General features: G+C 69.2%; 23 protein-coding genes. All 23 read left to right on the forward strand.

The annotated features are described in order from the left end of the window. Positions 1–101: 101 nt before the first annotated feature. The 23 genes from tuf to secY all read left to right on the forward strand — a co-directional run bounded on the left by tuf (position 102) and on the right by secY (position 13,110). Positions 102–1,295, forward strand: coding sequence for an elongation factor Tu (gene tuf, locus H7X46_RS01365; protein WP_186357668.1), 1,194 nt, complete (start codon positions 102–104; stop codon positions 1,293–1,295). A 470-nt stretch (positions 1,296–1,765) separates the two neighbouring features. Next, on the forward strand, positions 1,766–2,071 hold the full coding sequence (rpsJ, locus tag H7X46_RS01370; protein WP_003938093.1) for a 30S ribosomal protein S10: 306 nt from the start codon (positions 1,766–1,768) through the stop codon (positions 2,069–2,071). 18 nt (positions 2,072–2,089) lie between these two features. Beyond that, on the forward strand, positions 2,090–2,776 hold the full coding sequence (rplC, locus tag H7X46_RS01375; protein WP_186357669.1) for a 50S ribosomal protein L3: 687 nt from the start codon (positions 2,090–2,092) through the stop codon (positions 2,774–2,776). Beyond that, the gene (rplD, locus tag H7X46_RS01380; RefSeq protein WP_186357670.1) at positions 2,773–3,495 is read left to right on the forward strand and encodes a 50S ribosomal protein L4; all 723 of its coding nucleotides are present in this window, start codon (positions 2,773–2,775) and stop codon (positions 3,493–3,495) included. Before rplC ends, rplD begins: the two co-directional genes overlap by 4 nt. Then, complete coding sequence (gene rplW, locus H7X46_RS01385) at positions 3,492–3,791, forward strand: 50S ribosomal protein L23 (RefSeq protein WP_186357671.1); 300 nt, start codon at positions 3,492–3,494, stop codon at positions 3,789–3,791. The genes rplD and rplW overlap by 4 nt, the downstream gene beginning before the upstream one ends. A gap of 16 nt (positions 3,792–3,807) precedes the next feature. Continuing rightward, positions 3,808–4,641: a 50S ribosomal protein L2 gene (gene rplB / locus H7X46_RS01390; RefSeq protein WP_186357672.1), complete on the forward strand. Its 834-nt coding sequence runs from the start codon at positions 3,808–3,810 to the stop codon at positions 4,639–4,641. 15 nt (positions 4,642–4,656) lie between these two features. Beyond that, on the forward strand, positions 4,657–4,938 hold the full coding sequence (rpsS, locus tag H7X46_RS01395) for a 30S ribosomal protein S19 (RefSeq protein ID WP_010232348.1): 282 nt from the start codon (positions 4,657–4,659) through the stop codon (positions 4,936–4,938). Between the two features lie 37 nt (positions 4,939–4,975). Beyond that, positions 4,976–5,404, forward strand: a complete 429-nt coding sequence (gene rplV, locus H7X46_RS01400; protein WP_186357673.1) for a 50S ribosomal protein L22 — start codon at positions 4,976–4,978, stop codon at positions 5,402–5,404. Then, complete coding sequence (gene rpsC / locus H7X46_RS01405) at positions 5,404–6,228, forward strand: 30S ribosomal protein S3 (protein WP_186357674.1); 825 nt, start codon at positions 5,404–5,406, stop codon at positions 6,226–6,228. Before rplV ends, rpsC begins: the two co-directional genes overlap by 1 nt. 3 nt (positions 6,229–6,231) lie before the next feature. Further along, on the forward strand, positions 6,232–6,651 hold the full coding sequence (rplP, locus tag H7X46_RS01410) for a 50S ribosomal protein L16 (RefSeq protein WP_010228475.1): 420 nt from the start codon (positions 6,232–6,234) through the stop codon (positions 6,649–6,651). Next, a complete protein-coding gene (rpmC, locus tag H7X46_RS01415; RefSeq protein ID WP_020622931.1) occupies positions 6,651–6,896 on the forward strand; it encodes a 50S ribosomal protein L29 in 246 nt (81 codons plus the stop codon). Before rplP ends, rpmC begins: the two co-directional genes overlap by 1 nt. Positions 6,897–6,910: 14 nt before the next feature. Next, a complete protein-coding gene (rpsQ, locus tag H7X46_RS01420) occupies positions 6,911–7,186 on the forward strand; it encodes a 30S ribosomal protein S17 (RefSeq protein WP_186362370.1) in 276 nt (91 codons plus the stop codon). A gap of 9 nt (positions 7,187–7,195) precedes the next feature. Next, positions 7,196–7,564: a 50S ribosomal protein L14 gene (gene rplN, locus H7X46_RS01425; RefSeq protein ID WP_010228481.1), complete on the forward strand. Its 369-nt coding sequence runs from the start codon at positions 7,196–7,198 to the stop codon at positions 7,562–7,564. A 15-nt stretch (positions 7,565–7,579) separates the two neighbouring features. Beyond that, positions 7,580–7,906, forward strand: coding sequence for a 50S ribosomal protein L24 (rplX, locus tag H7X46_RS01430; RefSeq protein ID WP_186362371.1), 327 nt, complete (start codon positions 7,580–7,582; stop codon positions 7,904–7,906). 1 nt (position 7,907) lies between these two features. Continuing rightward, positions 7,908–8,471, forward strand: a complete 564-nt coding sequence (gene rplE, locus H7X46_RS01435; RefSeq protein WP_186357675.1) for a 50S ribosomal protein L5 — start codon at positions 7,908–7,910, stop codon at positions 8,469–8,471. Positions 8,472–8,475: 4 nt separating this feature from the next. After that, positions 8,476–8,661 (forward strand): type Z 30S ribosomal protein S14, encoded by a 186-nt coding sequence (locus tag H7X46_RS01440; protein WP_186357676.1) that lies wholly within the window; start codon positions 8,476–8,478, stop codon positions 8,659–8,661. Positions 8,662–8,836: 175 nt separating this feature from the next. Further along, positions 8,837–9,235, forward strand: a complete 399-nt coding sequence (gene rpsH / locus H7X46_RS01445) for a 30S ribosomal protein S8 (protein WP_186357677.1) — start codon at positions 8,837–8,839, stop codon at positions 9,233–9,235. Positions 9,236–9,252: 17 nt separating this feature from the next. After that, positions 9,253–9,792: a 50S ribosomal protein L6 gene (rplF, locus tag H7X46_RS01450; RefSeq protein ID WP_186357678.1), complete on the forward strand. Its 540-nt coding sequence runs from the start codon at positions 9,253–9,255 to the stop codon at positions 9,790–9,792. Positions 9,793–9,833: 41 nt separating this feature from the next. Beyond that, entirely contained in the window at positions 9,834–10,202 is a 369-nt protein-coding gene (gene rplR / locus H7X46_RS01455) for a 50S ribosomal protein L18 (RefSeq protein WP_186357679.1), read from the forward strand. A 46-nt stretch (positions 10,203–10,248) separates the two neighbouring features. Beyond that, the gene (rpsE, locus tag H7X46_RS01460; RefSeq protein WP_186357680.1) at positions 10,249–10,881 is read left to right on the forward strand and encodes a 30S ribosomal protein S5; all 633 of its coding nucleotides are present in this window, start codon (positions 10,249–10,251) and stop codon (positions 10,879–10,881) included. Positions 10,882–10,886: 5 nt separating this feature from the next. After that, positions 10,887–11,072: a 50S ribosomal protein L30 gene (gene rpmD / locus H7X46_RS01465; protein ID WP_186357681.1), complete on the forward strand. Its 186-nt coding sequence runs from the start codon at positions 10,887–10,889 to the stop codon at positions 11,070–11,072. A 17-nt stretch (positions 11,073–11,089) separates the two neighbouring features. Next, positions 11,090–11,530 carry a 50S ribosomal protein L15 gene (gene rplO, locus H7X46_RS01470; protein WP_370589042.1) on the forward strand — a complete coding sequence of 147 codons (441 nt, stop codon included), beginning with the start codon at positions 11,090–11,092 and terminating at the stop codon, positions 11,528–11,530. Positions 11,531–11,799: 269 nt separating this feature from the next. Then, positions 11,800–13,110 (forward strand): preprotein translocase subunit SecY, encoded by a 1,311-nt coding sequence (gene secY / locus H7X46_RS01475; RefSeq protein ID WP_186357682.1) that lies wholly within the window; start codon positions 11,800–11,802, stop codon positions 13,108–13,110. Position 13,111 lies beyond the last annotated feature (1 nt).

Consider the following 13,111-nt stretch of genomic DNA (forward strand, 5'->3'; position numbering starts at 1 on the left):
TGCGGTCCGCGGATCGGTAAGGTCCGCGGCCCGCACCTCACATCCCACAGACCTGCCGTCAGCACGGCGGAGAAGAAGACACAGTCCAGGAGGACCCAGCAGTGGCGAAGGCGAAGTTCGAGCGGACCAAGCCGCACGTCAACATCGGCACCATCGGTCACATCGACCACGGCAAGACCACGCTGACGGCGGCCATCACCAAGGTTCTGCACGACAAGTTCCCGAACCTCAACGAGGCTTCGGCGTTCGACATGATCGACAAGGCGCCGGAGGAGCGCCAGCGCGGTATCACGATCTCCATCGCGCACGTCGAGTACCAGACCGAGAAGCGGCACTACGCGCACGTCGACTGCCCCGGGCACGCCGACTACGTGAAGAACATGATCACCGGTGCCGCCCAGATGGACGGCGCCATCCTGGTGGTCGCCGCGACCGACGGCCCGATGCCGCAGACCCGTGAGCACGTGCTGCTCGCGCGTCAGGTCGGCGTGCCGTACATCGTCGTCGCCCTGAACAAGGCGGACATGGTCGACGACGAGGAGATCATGGAGCTCGTCGAGATGGAGGTCCGTGAGCTCCTCTCGGACCAGGACTACCCGGGCGACGACCTCCCGATCGTCCGCGTCTCGGCGCTGAAGGCGCTCGAGGGCGACGAGAAGTGGGCCAACGCCATCGTCGAGCTGATGGACGCCGTCGACGAGGCGATCCCGGAGCCCGAGCGCGACATCGAGAAGCCGTTCCTCATGCCGGTCGAGGACGTCTTCACGATCACCGGTCGCGGCACGGTCGTCACCGGCCGCGTCGAGCGCGGGATCGTCAAGGTCAACGAGTCGGTCGACATCGTCGGCATCCGCCCGAACAAGACCTCGACCACCGTCACCGGTGTCGAGATGTTCCGGAAGATCCTCGACGAGGGTCGCGCCGGTGAGAACGTCGGCCTGCTCCTCCGCGGCATCAAGCGTGAGGACGTGGAGCGCGGCCAGGTCGTCGTGAAGCCGGGCTCGATCACCCCGCACACCGAGTTCGAGGGCCAGGTCTACATCCTGGGCAAGGACGAGGGCGGCCGTCACACCCCGTTCTTCAACAACTACCGTCCGCAGTTCTACTTCCGGACGACCGACGTGACCGGTGTCGTCACCCTCCCGCAGGGCACCGAGATGGTCATGCCGGGCGACAACACCACCATGAGCGTTCAGCTGATCCAGCCGATCGCCATGGAGGAGGGCCTGCAGTTCGCCATCCGCGAGGGTGGACGCACCGTGGGCGCCGGCCAGGTCACCAAGATCAACAAGTGACCGGGCTCAGCTAGCCACCCCCGGTCGAGGGTGCCGCACGGCCGTGTGTCATCCTTGACGGGTTGCACGATGAGCATGGCGCGTGGAAGCGCCGCTCCTGTTCCCGGTGAACACCGGTAGTCCAGGTGTCGCGCTCCACGCGCCATGCTCGTTGTCAGCCTCGGCTTCGCCGTCCGCCAGGACGACGGCGCCGGGGGAGACCCAGCGACATGCCCGCCCCAGAGGGGGAGGGACGCGGTGACCCGGGCAGAAGCATGCGGGTAGGGCGCGACACGCCCGACCTCGTGGACCGGAGAGCCCCGGCGGGACGAGTGCTCCAGGGAACTGGGCGCACGGATCCACCAGCCGACCAGACCTGAACAGAGCACGGGCCGCAGCCGGCCGCACCCGCGACGGAGCTCGCGCCGTGCTGTCAACGGGGCCGACACCGCGTAACCCCCGCGGCAGGAAGAAGAGGACGACCGACGACCATGGCGGGACAGAAGATCCGCATCAGGCTCAAGGCCTATGACCACGAGGCAATCGACGCGTCTGCTCGCAAGATCGTGGAGACCGTGACGCGTACCGGTGCCCGGGTCGTCGGCCCCGTGCCGCTGCCCACCGAGAAGAACGTGTACTGCGTCATCCGCTCGCCGCACAAGTACAAGGACTCGCGCGAGCACTTCGAGATGCGCACGCACAAGCGGCTGATCGACATTCTCGACCCGACGCCGAAGACCGTCGACGCGCTCATGCGCATCGACCTGCCGGCGAGCGTCGACGTCAACATCCAGTAGGCGTTGGGGGCGAAGAGGATGACTGCAGCATTCAAGAAGACGACTGCCACCAAGCAGTCGAAGAAGGTCACCGGGGTCATGGGCACCAAGCTCGGGATGACCCAGGTGTTCGACGAGAACAACCGCGTCGTGCCGGTCACCGTGGTCCAGGTCGGGCCGAACGTCGTGACCCAGGTGCGTTCCGAGGAGACCGACGGCTACCCGGCCGTCCAGCTGGCCTACGGCGCCATCGACCCGCGCAAGGTGAACAAGCCGGAGACCGGCCACTTCGCCAAGGCGGGCGTGACCCCGCGCCGGCACGTCCTGGAGCTCCGCACGTCCGACGCGGGCGAGTACACGCCCGGCCAGGAGATCACCGTCGAGGCGTTCGCCGAGGTCGCCGAGGTCGACGTGGTCGGCGTGACCAAGGGCAAGGGCTTCGCCGGTGTCATGAAGCGCCACGGCTTCGGCGGCCTGGGCGCCTCGCACGGCACCCAGCGCAAGCACCGGTCCCCGGGCTCCATCGGTGGCTGCGCCACCCCGGGCCGCGTGTTCAAGGGCGTGCGGATGGCCGGCCGGATGGGCTCCAACCGCCAGACCACGCAGAACCTGAAGGTCCACCGGGTGGACGCCGAGCGCGGCCTGCTGCTCATCAAGGGCGCGGTCCCCGGTCCCCGCGGTGGCCTCGTCGTGGTGAAGACCCCCGCGAAGGGTGATGGCAAGTGAGCACCGTGCAGATCAAGACGCCCGAGGGCGCCGCGAGCGGCAGCGTGGAGCTGCCCGACCACGTCTTCGACGTGACGGCGAACATCGCCCTCATGCACCAGGTGGTGACCGCGCAGCTGAACGCGGCGCGCCAGGGCACGCACGACACCAAGACCCGCGGCGAGGTCCGCGGCGGCGGCAAGAAGCCGTACCGCCAGAAGGGCACCGGCCGCGCCCGTCAGGGTTCGGTCCGCGCGCCGCAGTTCGCCGGCGGTGGCACCGTGCACGGCCCGACGCCGCGTGACTACGCGCAGCGGACCCCGAAGAAGATGAAGGCCGCCGCGCTGCGCGGTGCCCTCTCCGACCGGGCCCGCGCCGGCCGCGTGCACGTCGTCTCCTCGCTGGTCGAGGGGGACACCCCGTCGACGAAGGCCGCCCGCAAGGCCCTCGAGGCCGTGCTGCCGGAGGCCGGCGCGAGCCGGGTCCTGGCCGTGGTGGAGCGCGAGGCGGAGGCCACGCTGCTGAGCCTGCGCAACCTGCCGCAGGTGCACCTGATCGCGCCGGACCAGCTGAACACCCACGACGTGCTCGTCAACGACGTCGTGCTGTTCACGCAGGCGGCGCTGGACGAGTTCCTGTCCGGCCCGATCGCGACGCCGAAGGCCGCGAGCCGCCGGGCTTCCGTCGCCGAGCCTGCGCAGGCGCGCGTCGACACTGCCGCTGAGGAGGCCGACCAGTGATCACGGACCCGCGGGACGTGCTGCTCGCGCCGGTGGTCTCGGAGAAGAGCTACGGGCTGCTCGACGAGCGCCAGTACACCTTCCTCGTGGCGCCGGACGCGAACAAGACCCAGATCAAGATCGCCGTGGAGAAGGTGTTCGGGGTCAAGGTGACCAGCGTGAACACGCTGAACCGCCCGGGCAAGCGCAAGCGCTCCCGCACCGGCTACGGCAAGCGCAAGGACACCAAGCGCGCGATCGTCACGCTCTCCGAGGAGAGCAAGGCGATCGACGTGTTCGGTGGCCCGGCGAGCTGAGGGAGCGAGCAGACCCATGGCCATTCGCAAGTACAAGCCGACGACCCCGGGCCGCCGTGGCTCGAGCGTGTCGGACTTCGCCGAGATCACCCGGGACCACCCGGAGAAGTCGCTGCTGCGCCCGCTGCACAACAAGGGCGGCCGCAACGTCCACGGCCGGATCACCACCCGGCACCAGGGCGGCGGCCACAAGCGGGCGTACCGCCTGATCGACTTCCGTCGCAACGACAAGGACGGGGTCCCGGCGAAGGTCGCGCACATCGAGTACGACCCGAACCGCACCTCGCGGATCGCGCTGCTGCACTACGCCGACGGCGAGAAGCGCTACATCCTCGCGCCGGCCCGGCTCAAGCAGGGCGACAAGATCGAGAACGGTCCCCGGGCCGACATCAAGGTGGGCAACAACCTGCCGCTGCGCAACATCCCGACGGGCACCGTGGTGCACGCGATCGAGCTCCGCCCCGGTGGCGGCGCCAAGATCGCGCGCTCGGCGGGCGCCGGCGTCCAGCTGGTCGCCAAGGACGGGCCGTACGCGCAGCTGCGGATGCCCTCCGGCGAGATCCGCAACGTCGACGTGCGCTGCCGCGCCACCGTCGGCGAGGTGGGCAACTCGGAGCACTCCAACATCAACTGGGGTAAGGCGGGCCGCATGCGGTGGAAGGGCAAGCGCCCGACCGTCCGCGGTGTCGTCATGAACCCGGTGGACCACCCGCACGGTGGTGGTGAGGGCAAGACCTCCGGTGGCCGCCACCCGGTGAACCCGGCCGGTACGCCCGAGGGCCGGACCCGCCGGAACAAGCCGTCCGACAAGTTGATCGTCCGCCGGCGCCGTACCGGCAAGAAGCGCTGAGCAGGGAGGTAAGAGATGCCGCGCAGCCTGAAGAAGGGCCCCTTCGTGGACGACCACCTGCTCAAGAAGGTGGACGCCCTCAACGAGTCCGGCAAGAAGACCGTCATCCGCACGTGGTCGCGTCGGTCCACCGTCATCCCGGACATGATCGGCCACACGATCGCGGTGCACGACGGCCGCAAGCACGTGCCGGTGTTCGTGTCCGACTCGATGGTCGGGCACAAGCTGGGCGAGTTCGCCCCGACCCGGACCTTCCGGGGGCACATCAAGGACGACCGCAAGGCGCGTCGGCGCTAGAAGCCGGCCCGAGTAGCGACAAGGAGAGGTGGAGAAGATGGCAGAGACCACTGCCGAGGCCACCGGCGCTGCGCTCGAGCCGACTCGTGCGCGTGCCGTAGCCCGGTTCGTCCGTAGCTCGCCGATGAAGACCCGCCGCGTCGTGGACCTGGTCCGCGGCCTGCCGGTCGACGAGGCGCTGGCGATCCTGCGGTTCTCACCGCAGGCCGCGGCCGAGCCGGTCGCGAAGGTCGTGGCGAGCGCCGCGGCCAACGCCGAGAACAACCTGGACCTGGACCCGGACACCCTCGTGGTGGCCGTGGCCATGGTCGACGAGGGCCCGACGCTGAAGCGCATCCGGCCGCGTGCCCAGGGGCGCGCCTACCGGATCCGCAAGCGGACGAGCCACATCACCATCGAGGTCGAGTCGGTCCCGGACCGGACCCGGCAGGCCGGCCGTCGTGGTGCGAAGGGGAGGGCCCGCTGATGGGGCAGAAGATCAACCCGCACGGCTTCCGCCTGGGCATCACCACGGACTGGAAGTCGCGCTGGTACGCCGACAAGCAGTACTCGGAGTACGTGAAGGAGGACGTCGAGATCCGCAAGATGCTCTCCAAGGGCATGGAGCGGGCCGGCATCTCCAAGGTCGAGATCGAGCGGACCCGGGACCGGGTGCGGGTGGACATCCACACCGCCCGTCCGGGCATCGTGATCGGCCGCCGCGGCGCCGAGGCCGACCGGATCCGGGGCAACCTGGAGAAGCTGACCAAGAAGCAGGTCCAGCTGAACATCCTGGAGGTCAAGGCCTCCGAGTCGGACGCGCAGCTCGTCGCGCAGGGCGTGGCCGAGCAGCTGTCGAACCGGGTCGCCTTCCGGCGCGCGATGCGCAAGGCCATCCAGTCGGCCATGCGCAGCCCGCAGGTCAAGGGCATCCGGGTGCAGTGCTCGGGCCGGCTCGGCGGTGCCGAGATGTCGCGGTCGGAGTTCTACCGCGAGGGTCGCGTCCCGCTGCACACGCTGCGTGCGGACATCGACTACGGCCTGTTCGAGGCCCGGACCTCCTTCGGCCGGATCGGCGTGAAGGTCTGGATCTACAAGGGTGACGTCGTCGGCGGGCGTCGCGAGGGCGCGCCGGCCGCCGAGGCGCCGAGCCGCGGCCCGCGCCGCGAGCGTCCGGCCCGTCGTCGCTCGGGTGCCTCGGGCACGACCGCGACCAGCACCGAGGCCGGGCGTGCCGCGCAGAGCGGTGGCACCGCGACCGCGACCGTCGAGGCCTCCGGTGACAACCAGAGCAACGGTGGGGAGAGCTGACCCATGCTGATCCCACGCAAGGTCAAGCACCGCAAGCAGCACCGGCCCAAGCGCAAGGGCATGGCGAGCGGCGGCACCGCGGTCACCTTCGGCGACTGGGGCATCCAGGCGCTGGAGCCGGCCTACGTCACGAACCGGCAGATCGAGTCGGCGCGTATCGCGATCAACCGGCACATCCGTCGTGGCGGGAAGATCTGGATCAACGTCTTCCCGGACATCCCGATGACGAAGAAGCCCGCCGAGGTCCGCATGGGCTCCGGTAAGGGCTCGCCCGAGAAGTGGGTCACGAACGTCAAGCCGGGCCGGGTGCTGTTCGAGATGACCTTCCCGAACAAGGAGACGGCCCACGAGGCACTGCGCCGGGCCATCCACAAGCTGCCCATGAAGTGCCGGATCGTGTCCCGTGAGGGTGGTGACATCTGATGGCGAGCTCCGGGAACACCAAGGCCGCCGAGCTGCGCGAGCTCTCCGACGAGGAGCTGGTCGTGCGCGTCCGGGAGGCCAAGGAGGAGCTGTTCAACCTCCGCTTCCAGATGGCCACCGGGCAGCTGGACAACAACCGGCGGCTGCGGGCCGTCCGTCACGACATCGCGCGCTGCTACACGGTGATGCGCGAGCGTGAGCTCGGCCTGTCCGCCGCCCCGACCGAGAGCGAGGGCGCGGCGTGAGCACTGACGGCACCGTGCAGAAGACCGAGAAGACCGATGTGCGCGGGGAGCGCAAGGTCCGCGAGGGCCTGGTCGTGTCCGACAAGATGGAGAAGACGATCGTCGTCTCCCTCGAGGACCGGGTGAAGCACCCCCTGTACGGCAAGGTCATCCGCCGGACCAACAAGGTCAAGGCGCACGACGAGGGGAACACCGCCGGCATCGGCGACCGTGTCCGCCTCATGGAGACCCGTCCGCTGTCGGCGACCAAGCGCTGGCGGCTGGTGGAGATCCTCGAGAAGGCGAAGTAGGAGTCGACAGTGATCCAGCAGGAGTCGCGGCTGCGCGTCGCCGACAACACCGGTGCCAAGGAGATCCTGTGCATCCGGGTGCTGGGCGGCTCCGCGCGGCGCTACGCCGGGATCGGTGACGTCATCGTCGCCACGGTCAAGGAGGCCATCCCCGGCGCCGGCGTGAAGCGCGGTGACGTCGTGAAGGCGGTCATCGTGCGCACCAAGAAGGAGAAGCGCCGTCCCGACGGCAGCTACATCCGATTCGACGAGAACGCTGCCGTCCTCATCAAGGCGGACAACGGACCCCGAGGGACCCGAATCTTCGGCCCGGTCGGGCGCGAGCTGCGCGACCGCAAGTTCATGAGGATCATCTCCCTCGCTCCGGAGGTGCTCTGATCCATGAAGGCGAAGATGAAGGTGAAGAAGGGCGACACCGTGCTGGTGATCGCCGGTAAGGACAAGGGCGCCAAGGGCAAGGTCATCGCGGCCTACCCGGACCGCCAGCGCGTGCTGGTCGAGGGCGTGAACCGGATCAAGAAGCACACCCGGATCAGCCAGAACCAGCGCGGGGCCGAGAGCGGCGGGATCGTCACCCAGGAGGCGGCCATCCACGTCTCGAACGTGATGGTCGTCGACTCCGACGGCACGCCGACCCGCGTCGGCAAGAAGACCGTCGAGGGCGAGGACGGCACCACCCGCCGCGTCCGGATCTCCAAGCGCAACGGGAAGGAGATCTGAGATGACCGCTCCGACCACCGAGATCCCGCGCCTCAAGCAGCGCTACCGCTCCGAGATCCAGGGCAAGCTGCAGGAGGAGTTCGGGTACCGCAACGTCATGCAGATCCCCGGCCTGACCAAGGTCGTGGTGAACATGGGCGTCGGCGACGCCGCGCGGGACTCCAAGCTGATCGACGGCGCGCTGCGCGACCTGGCCACGATCACCGGCCAGAAGCCGCAGCTGCGCCGCGCCACCAAGTCGATCGCGCAGTTCAAGCTGCGCGAGGGCATGCCCATCGGCGCCAAGGTGACCCTGCGGAACGACCGCATGTGGGAGTTCCTGGACCGGCTGCTGACCATCGCGCTGCCGCGTATCCGGGACTTCCGGGGCCTGAACGGCGACCAGTTCGACGGCCGCGGGAACTACACGTTCGGCCTGACCGAGCAGTCGATGTTCCACGAGATCGACCCGGACACCATCGACCGGCCGCGGGGCATGGACATCACCGTCGTGACCACCGCGACCACCAACGCCGAGGGCCGGGCGCTCCTGCGCCACCTGGGCTTCCCGTTCAAGGAGAGCTGAGCGAATGGCGAAGAAGGCGCTCATCAACAAGGCGAACGCCAAGCCGAAGTTCGCCGTGCGGGGCTACACCCGCTGCCAGAAGTGCGGCCGGCCGCGCGCGGTCTTCCGCAAGTTCGGCCTGTGCCGCGTGTGCCTGCGCGACATGGCCCACGCCGGCGAGCTGCCGGGCGTGAGCAAGTCCAGCTGGTAGGGCGGCTCCGCCGCCTGTGAGTGGTTGGCGGGGCTCTGGCCCCGCCAACCACTCACGGAAGAAGTGCCTCGTGAGTGGTTAGCAGGGCCAGAGCCCCGCCAACCACTCACAGGCACTCCGTGCCCCATCGCCGAAGGCCCGGAGAGGGAACCACGGCGGGAAAGAGACAGACACCATGACGATGACCGATCCGATCGCAGACATGCTGACCCGTCTGCGGAACGCGAACTCGGCCTATCACGACCGCGTCGTGATGCCCCACTCCAAGCTGAAGGTCGCCATCGCGGAGATCCTTCAGAAGGAGGGCTACATCGCCGCCCACCACACCGAGGACGCCGAGGTCGGCAAGTCCCTGGTCGTCGAGCTGAAGTACGGCCGCAACCGTGAGCGGAGCATCGCCGGCCTGCGCCGGGTCTCGAAGCCCGGTCTGCGCGTGTACGCGAAGTCGACGAACCTGCCGCGGGTCCTGGGTGGCCTCGGTGTGGCGATCATCTCGACCTCGCGGGGTCTGATGACCGACCAGCAGGCCTACCGGAGCGGCGTGGGCGGGGAAGTCCTCGCCTACGTCTGGTGAGAGAGGGGTAACGAACGATGTCCCGCATCGGAAAGCTGCCCATCACCGTCCCGTCCGGCGTGGAGATCACCATCGACGGCCGCACGGTCACCGCGAAGGGCCCCAAGGGCACCCTGTCGCACACCGTCATCGAGCCGATCACGGTCGAGCGCGACGACGACGGCGCGGTGCTGGTCAAGCGTCCCGACGAGGAGCGCGAGACCCGGGCCTACCACGGCCTGTCCCGCTCCCTCGTGAACAACATCGTGGTCGGCGTGAGCTCCGGCTACGAGAAGAAGCTGGAGATCCACGGCGTGGGTTACCGGGTCCAGCTCAAGGGCGCGAACCTGGAGTTCGCCCTGGGCTACTCGCACCCGGTCGTCATCGAGCCGCCGGAGGGCATCACCTTCGCGGTCGAGTCGCCGACCCGGTTCTCGGTCTCCGGCATCGACAAGCAGCTGGTCGGCGAGACCGCCGCGAACATCCGGAAGCTGCGTCGCCCCGACCCGTACAAGGGCAAGGGCGTGCGGTACGCCGGCGAGCAGGTCCGCCGCAAGGTCGGGAAGACGGGTAAGTGATGGCCGAGACGAACGAAGTGTCGGGTTCCGCCCGCCGTCGGATGGCGTCCCAGGTTGCGCGCAAGCGCCGCGACTCGCGCATCCGCCGGCACGCCCGGCTCCGCAAGAAGATCTCCGGGACGCCGGCGCGTCCGCGGCTGGCGGTCCACCGCTCGTCGCGGCACATCACCGTCCAGCTGATCGACGACCTGGCCGGGAACACCCTGGCCCACGCGTCGAGCCTGGACGCCGAGGTCCGCGGCCTGGAGGGCGACAAGAAGGCCAAGGCGGCGAAGGTCGGCGAGCTCATCGCCGCCCGCGCCAAGGAGGCCGGCGTCTCCGCGGTCGTCTTCGACCGGGGTGGCCTCGCCTACCACGGCCGCATCGCGGCGCTGGCCGACGCCGCCCGCGAGGGGGGCCTGGAGTTCTGATGGACCAGTCGAACGAGAGCTGTGCAATCACTGAAGGGATCGTCTGATGCCGGGACGTACGCGGCGTGACGGCGGGACCCCGGGTGGCGGGAGCAACGACAACCGCGACCGCCGGGACCGCCGGGACGGTGGCCGTGGCGGGGCGGCCCAGGACAAGACCCCGTACATCGAGCGGCTGGTCACGATCAACCGCGTGGCCAAGGTCGTCAAGGGCGGCCGCCGGTTCAGCTTCACCGCGCTGATGATCGTCGGCGACGGTGACGGCCTGGTGGGCGTCGGCTACGGCAAGGCCAAGGAGGTGCCGGCCGCGATCGCCAAGGGCGTGGAGGAGGCGAAGAAGAACTTCTTCCGCGTCCCGCGCATCGGCGGCACGATCGTGCACCGCGTGCAGGGCGAGGACGCCGCGGGCGTCGTGCTCCTGCGCCCGGCCTCCCCGGGTACCGGGGTCATCGCCGGTGGCCCGGTCCGCGCGGTGCTGGAGTGCGCGGGGATCTCGGACATCCTGTCCAAGTCCCTCGGCTCCGACAACGCGATCAACATCGTGCACGCCACGGTGGCCGCGCTGAAGTCGGTGCAGCGTCCGGAGGAGGTCGCGGCCCGCCGCGGCCTGCCGCTGGAGGACGTCGCCCCGGCTCGCATGCTGCGGCAGCGCGCCGAGGCCGACGCGGCGAAGGTGTGAGCGACATGGCCACTCTGAGGATCACCCAGGTGAAGAGCCGGATCGGGACCAAGCAGAACCAGCGTGACACGCTGCGTTCGCTGGGTCTGCGCAAGATCCGGCAGTCGGTGGAGCGCCCGGACGACCCGCAGACCCGCGGGTACATCCACACGGTGCGTCACCTCGTGACCGTGGAGGAGGTGCAGTCGTGAGCGAGAACGAGCAGAACGTGATCAAGCTCCACGACCTGCGGCCGGCCCCGGGCTCGAAGAAGGCCAAGACCCGTGTGGGTCGCGGCGAGGGCTCCAAGGGCAAGACCGCCGGCCGCGGCACCAAGGGCACGAAGGCCCGCAAGACGGTGTCGCCGCGTTTCGAGGGCGGCCAGATGCCGCTGCACATGCGGCTCCCGAAGCTCAAGGGCTTCAAGAACCGCTTCAAGGTCGAGTACCAGGTCGTGAACGTCGGCGAGCTGGCCGTCCTGTTCCCGCAGGGCGGCGAGGTCGGCCCGGCGGAGCTGGCCGAGGCCGGTGCGGTGCGCAAGAACCAGCCGGTCAAGGTGCTCGGCGAGGGCGACCTCGCGGGCGTCGCCCTGACCGTGAAGGCGCACAAGTTCTCCGCGTCCGCGCGGGAGAAGATCTCGGCGGCGGGCGGATCCGCCACCGATCTCTGAACGCTGAGCGTCACGAACATGTCCCCGGCGCCGTCCACGGCGCCCGCCACCCGCTCCGGCGGGGCGGGCCCGTGGGCGGCGCCGGGGTGTGTCCGGCCCGCTGTTAGAGTCGGGTGCGGACCTCGGGGCCGAGTGAGCGGGCTGCTCCGGCGGAGCGCCCGGCGGCCCGAGCGTTGTCGAAGGGCGCGGATCGCGTCCCCATCCGGCCGGCCCCGTCCGGGGCCGGGGCAGGCGGTACCGGACCGCCGACGTCGTAGGAGGATCACCGAGTGCTGAGCGCAGTCCGGTCGGCCCTGACCACGCCGGATCTCCGCAAGAAGATCCTCTTCACGCTGGCGATCGTGGCGGTCTACCGGCTCGGGGCGAACGTCCCGTCGCCGGGGGTCTCGTACCCGAACATCCAGGAGTGCGTCCGCCAGGTCGAGGGCGGCGAGAACGCCGGCGTCTACTCGCTGATCAACCTGTTCTCCGGCGGGGCGCTGCTCCAACTGTCGATCTTCGCGTTGGGCATCATGCCCTACATCACCGCGAGCATCATCGTGCAGCTGCTCCAGGTGGTGATCCCGCGCTTCGAGCAGCTGAAGAAGGAAGGCCAGTCCGGCCAGGCGAAGCTGACGCAGTACACCCGCTACCTGACGATCGGCATCGCCGTCCTGCAGGCGACGGGCTTCGTGGCGCTCGCCGAGCGGGGCCAGCTCTTCCAGGGCTGCGCCCTGCCGATCATCCCGGACTCCTCGGTCTTCACCCTGGTCGTCATCGTGATCACGATGGTCGCCGGCACGACGGTCGTGATGTGGCTGGGCGAGCAGGTGACCGAGCGCGGCATCGGCAACGGGATGTCGCTGCTGATCTTCGCCTCGATCGCGCACCGGGTCCCGGTCGAGGGCCGGCTGATCCTGGAGAACTCCGGCGGGCTCGTCTTCGCGGGTGTCTGCGTCTTCGCCCTCGCGATCATCGCGAGCGTCGTGTTCGTGGAGAACGGCCAGCGCCGCATCCCGGTGCAGTACGCGAAGCGGATGGTCGGGCGCCGCATGTACGGCGGGACCTCGACCTACCTGCCGCTGAAGGTCAACCAGGCCGGCGTCATCCCGGTGATCTTCGGTAGCTCGCTGCTGTACCTTCCCGACCTGGTCGCCCGGCTCGCCGGGAACGACGGCGGCTGGTTCCCGCAGTTCGTGCAGACCTACCTTTCCGATCAGTCCAACCCGGTACACATCGTGTTGTACATGGCACTGATCATCTTCTTCACGTACTTCTACGTCGGCATCACGTTCAACCCCGACGAGCGCGCCGAGGACATGAAGAAGTACGGCGGCTTCATCCCCGGCATCCGGCCCGGCCGGCCCACCGCGGAGTACCTCAACTACGTGCTCGGGCGCATCACCCTGCCGGGATCGCTGTACCTGGGCATCATCGCGGTCCTGCCGAACTTCTTCCTCGGCATCACCGGGACCGGCCAGAACCAGAACTTCCCGTTCGGCGGGACGGCCGTGCTCATCATGGTCACCGTGGGCCTCGACACCCTGAAGCAGATCGAGAGCCAGCTCATGCAGCGGAACTACGAGGGTTTCCTGCGTTAGA

Origin of the sequence: Pseudonocardia sp. C8, from assembly GCF_014267175.1 — a bacterium.
Taxonomy (GTDB): domain Bacteria; phylum Actinomycetota; class Actinomycetes; order Mycobacteriales; family Pseudonocardiaceae; genus Pseudonocardia.

Excerpts from the sequence above, each read along its gene's own strand:
- rpsJ (WP_003938093.1), top strand. The coding sequence starts at position 1,766 with ATGGCGGGACAGAAGATCCGCATCAGGCTCAAGGCCTATGACCACGAG.
- rplC (WP_186357669.1), top strand. The coding sequence starts at position 2,090 with ATGACTGCAGCATTCAAGAAGACGACTGCCACCAAGCAGTCGAAGAAG.
- rplB (WP_186357672.1), top strand. The coding sequence starts at position 3,808 with ATGGCCATTCGCAAGTACAAGCCGACGACCCCGGGCCGCCGTGGCTCG.
- rpsS (WP_010232348.1), top strand. The coding sequence starts at position 4,657 with ATGCCGCGCAGCCTGAAGAAGGGCCCCTTCGTGGACGACCACCTGCTC.
- rplV (WP_186357673.1), top strand. The coding sequence starts at position 4,976 with ATGGCAGAGACCACTGCCGAGGCCACCGGCGCTGCGCTCGAGCCGACT.
- rpsC (WP_186357674.1), top strand. The coding sequence starts at position 5,404 with ATGGGGCAGAAGATCAACCCGCACGGCTTCCGCCTGGGCATCACCACG.
- rplP (WP_010228475.1), top strand. The coding sequence starts at position 6,232 with ATGCTGATCCCACGCAAGGTCAAGCACCGCAAGCAGCACCGGCCCAAG.
- rpmC (WP_020622931.1), top strand. The coding sequence starts at position 6,651 with ATGGCGAGCTCCGGGAACACCAAGGCCGCCGAGCTGCGCGAGCTCTCC.
- rplX (WP_186362371.1), top strand. The coding sequence starts at position 7,580 with ATGAAGGTGAAGAAGGGCGACACCGTGCTGGTGATCGCCGGTAAGGAC.
- rplE (WP_186357675.1), top strand. The coding sequence starts at position 7,908 with ATGACCGCTCCGACCACCGAGATCCCGCGCCTCAAGCAGCGCTACCGC.
- H7X46_RS01440 (WP_186357676.1), top strand. The coding sequence starts at position 8,476 with ATGGCGAAGAAGGCGCTCATCAACAAGGCGAACGCCAAGCCGAAGTTC.
- rpsH (WP_186357677.1), top strand. The coding sequence starts at position 8,837 with ATGACGATGACCGATCCGATCGCAGACATGCTGACCCGTCTGCGGAAC.
- rplF (WP_186357678.1), top strand. The coding sequence starts at position 9,253 with ATGTCCCGCATCGGAAAGCTGCCCATCACCGTCCCGTCCGGCGTGGAG.
- rplR (WP_186357679.1), top strand. The coding sequence starts at position 9,834 with ATGGCGTCCCAGGTTGCGCGCAAGCGCCGCGACTCGCGCATCCGCCGG.
- rpsE (WP_186357680.1), top strand. The coding sequence starts at position 10,249 with ATGCCGGGACGTACGCGGCGTGACGGCGGGACCCCGGGTGGCGGGAGC.
- rpmD (WP_186357681.1), top strand. The coding sequence starts at position 10,887 with ATGGCCACTCTGAGGATCACCCAGGTGAAGAGCCGGATCGGGACCAAG.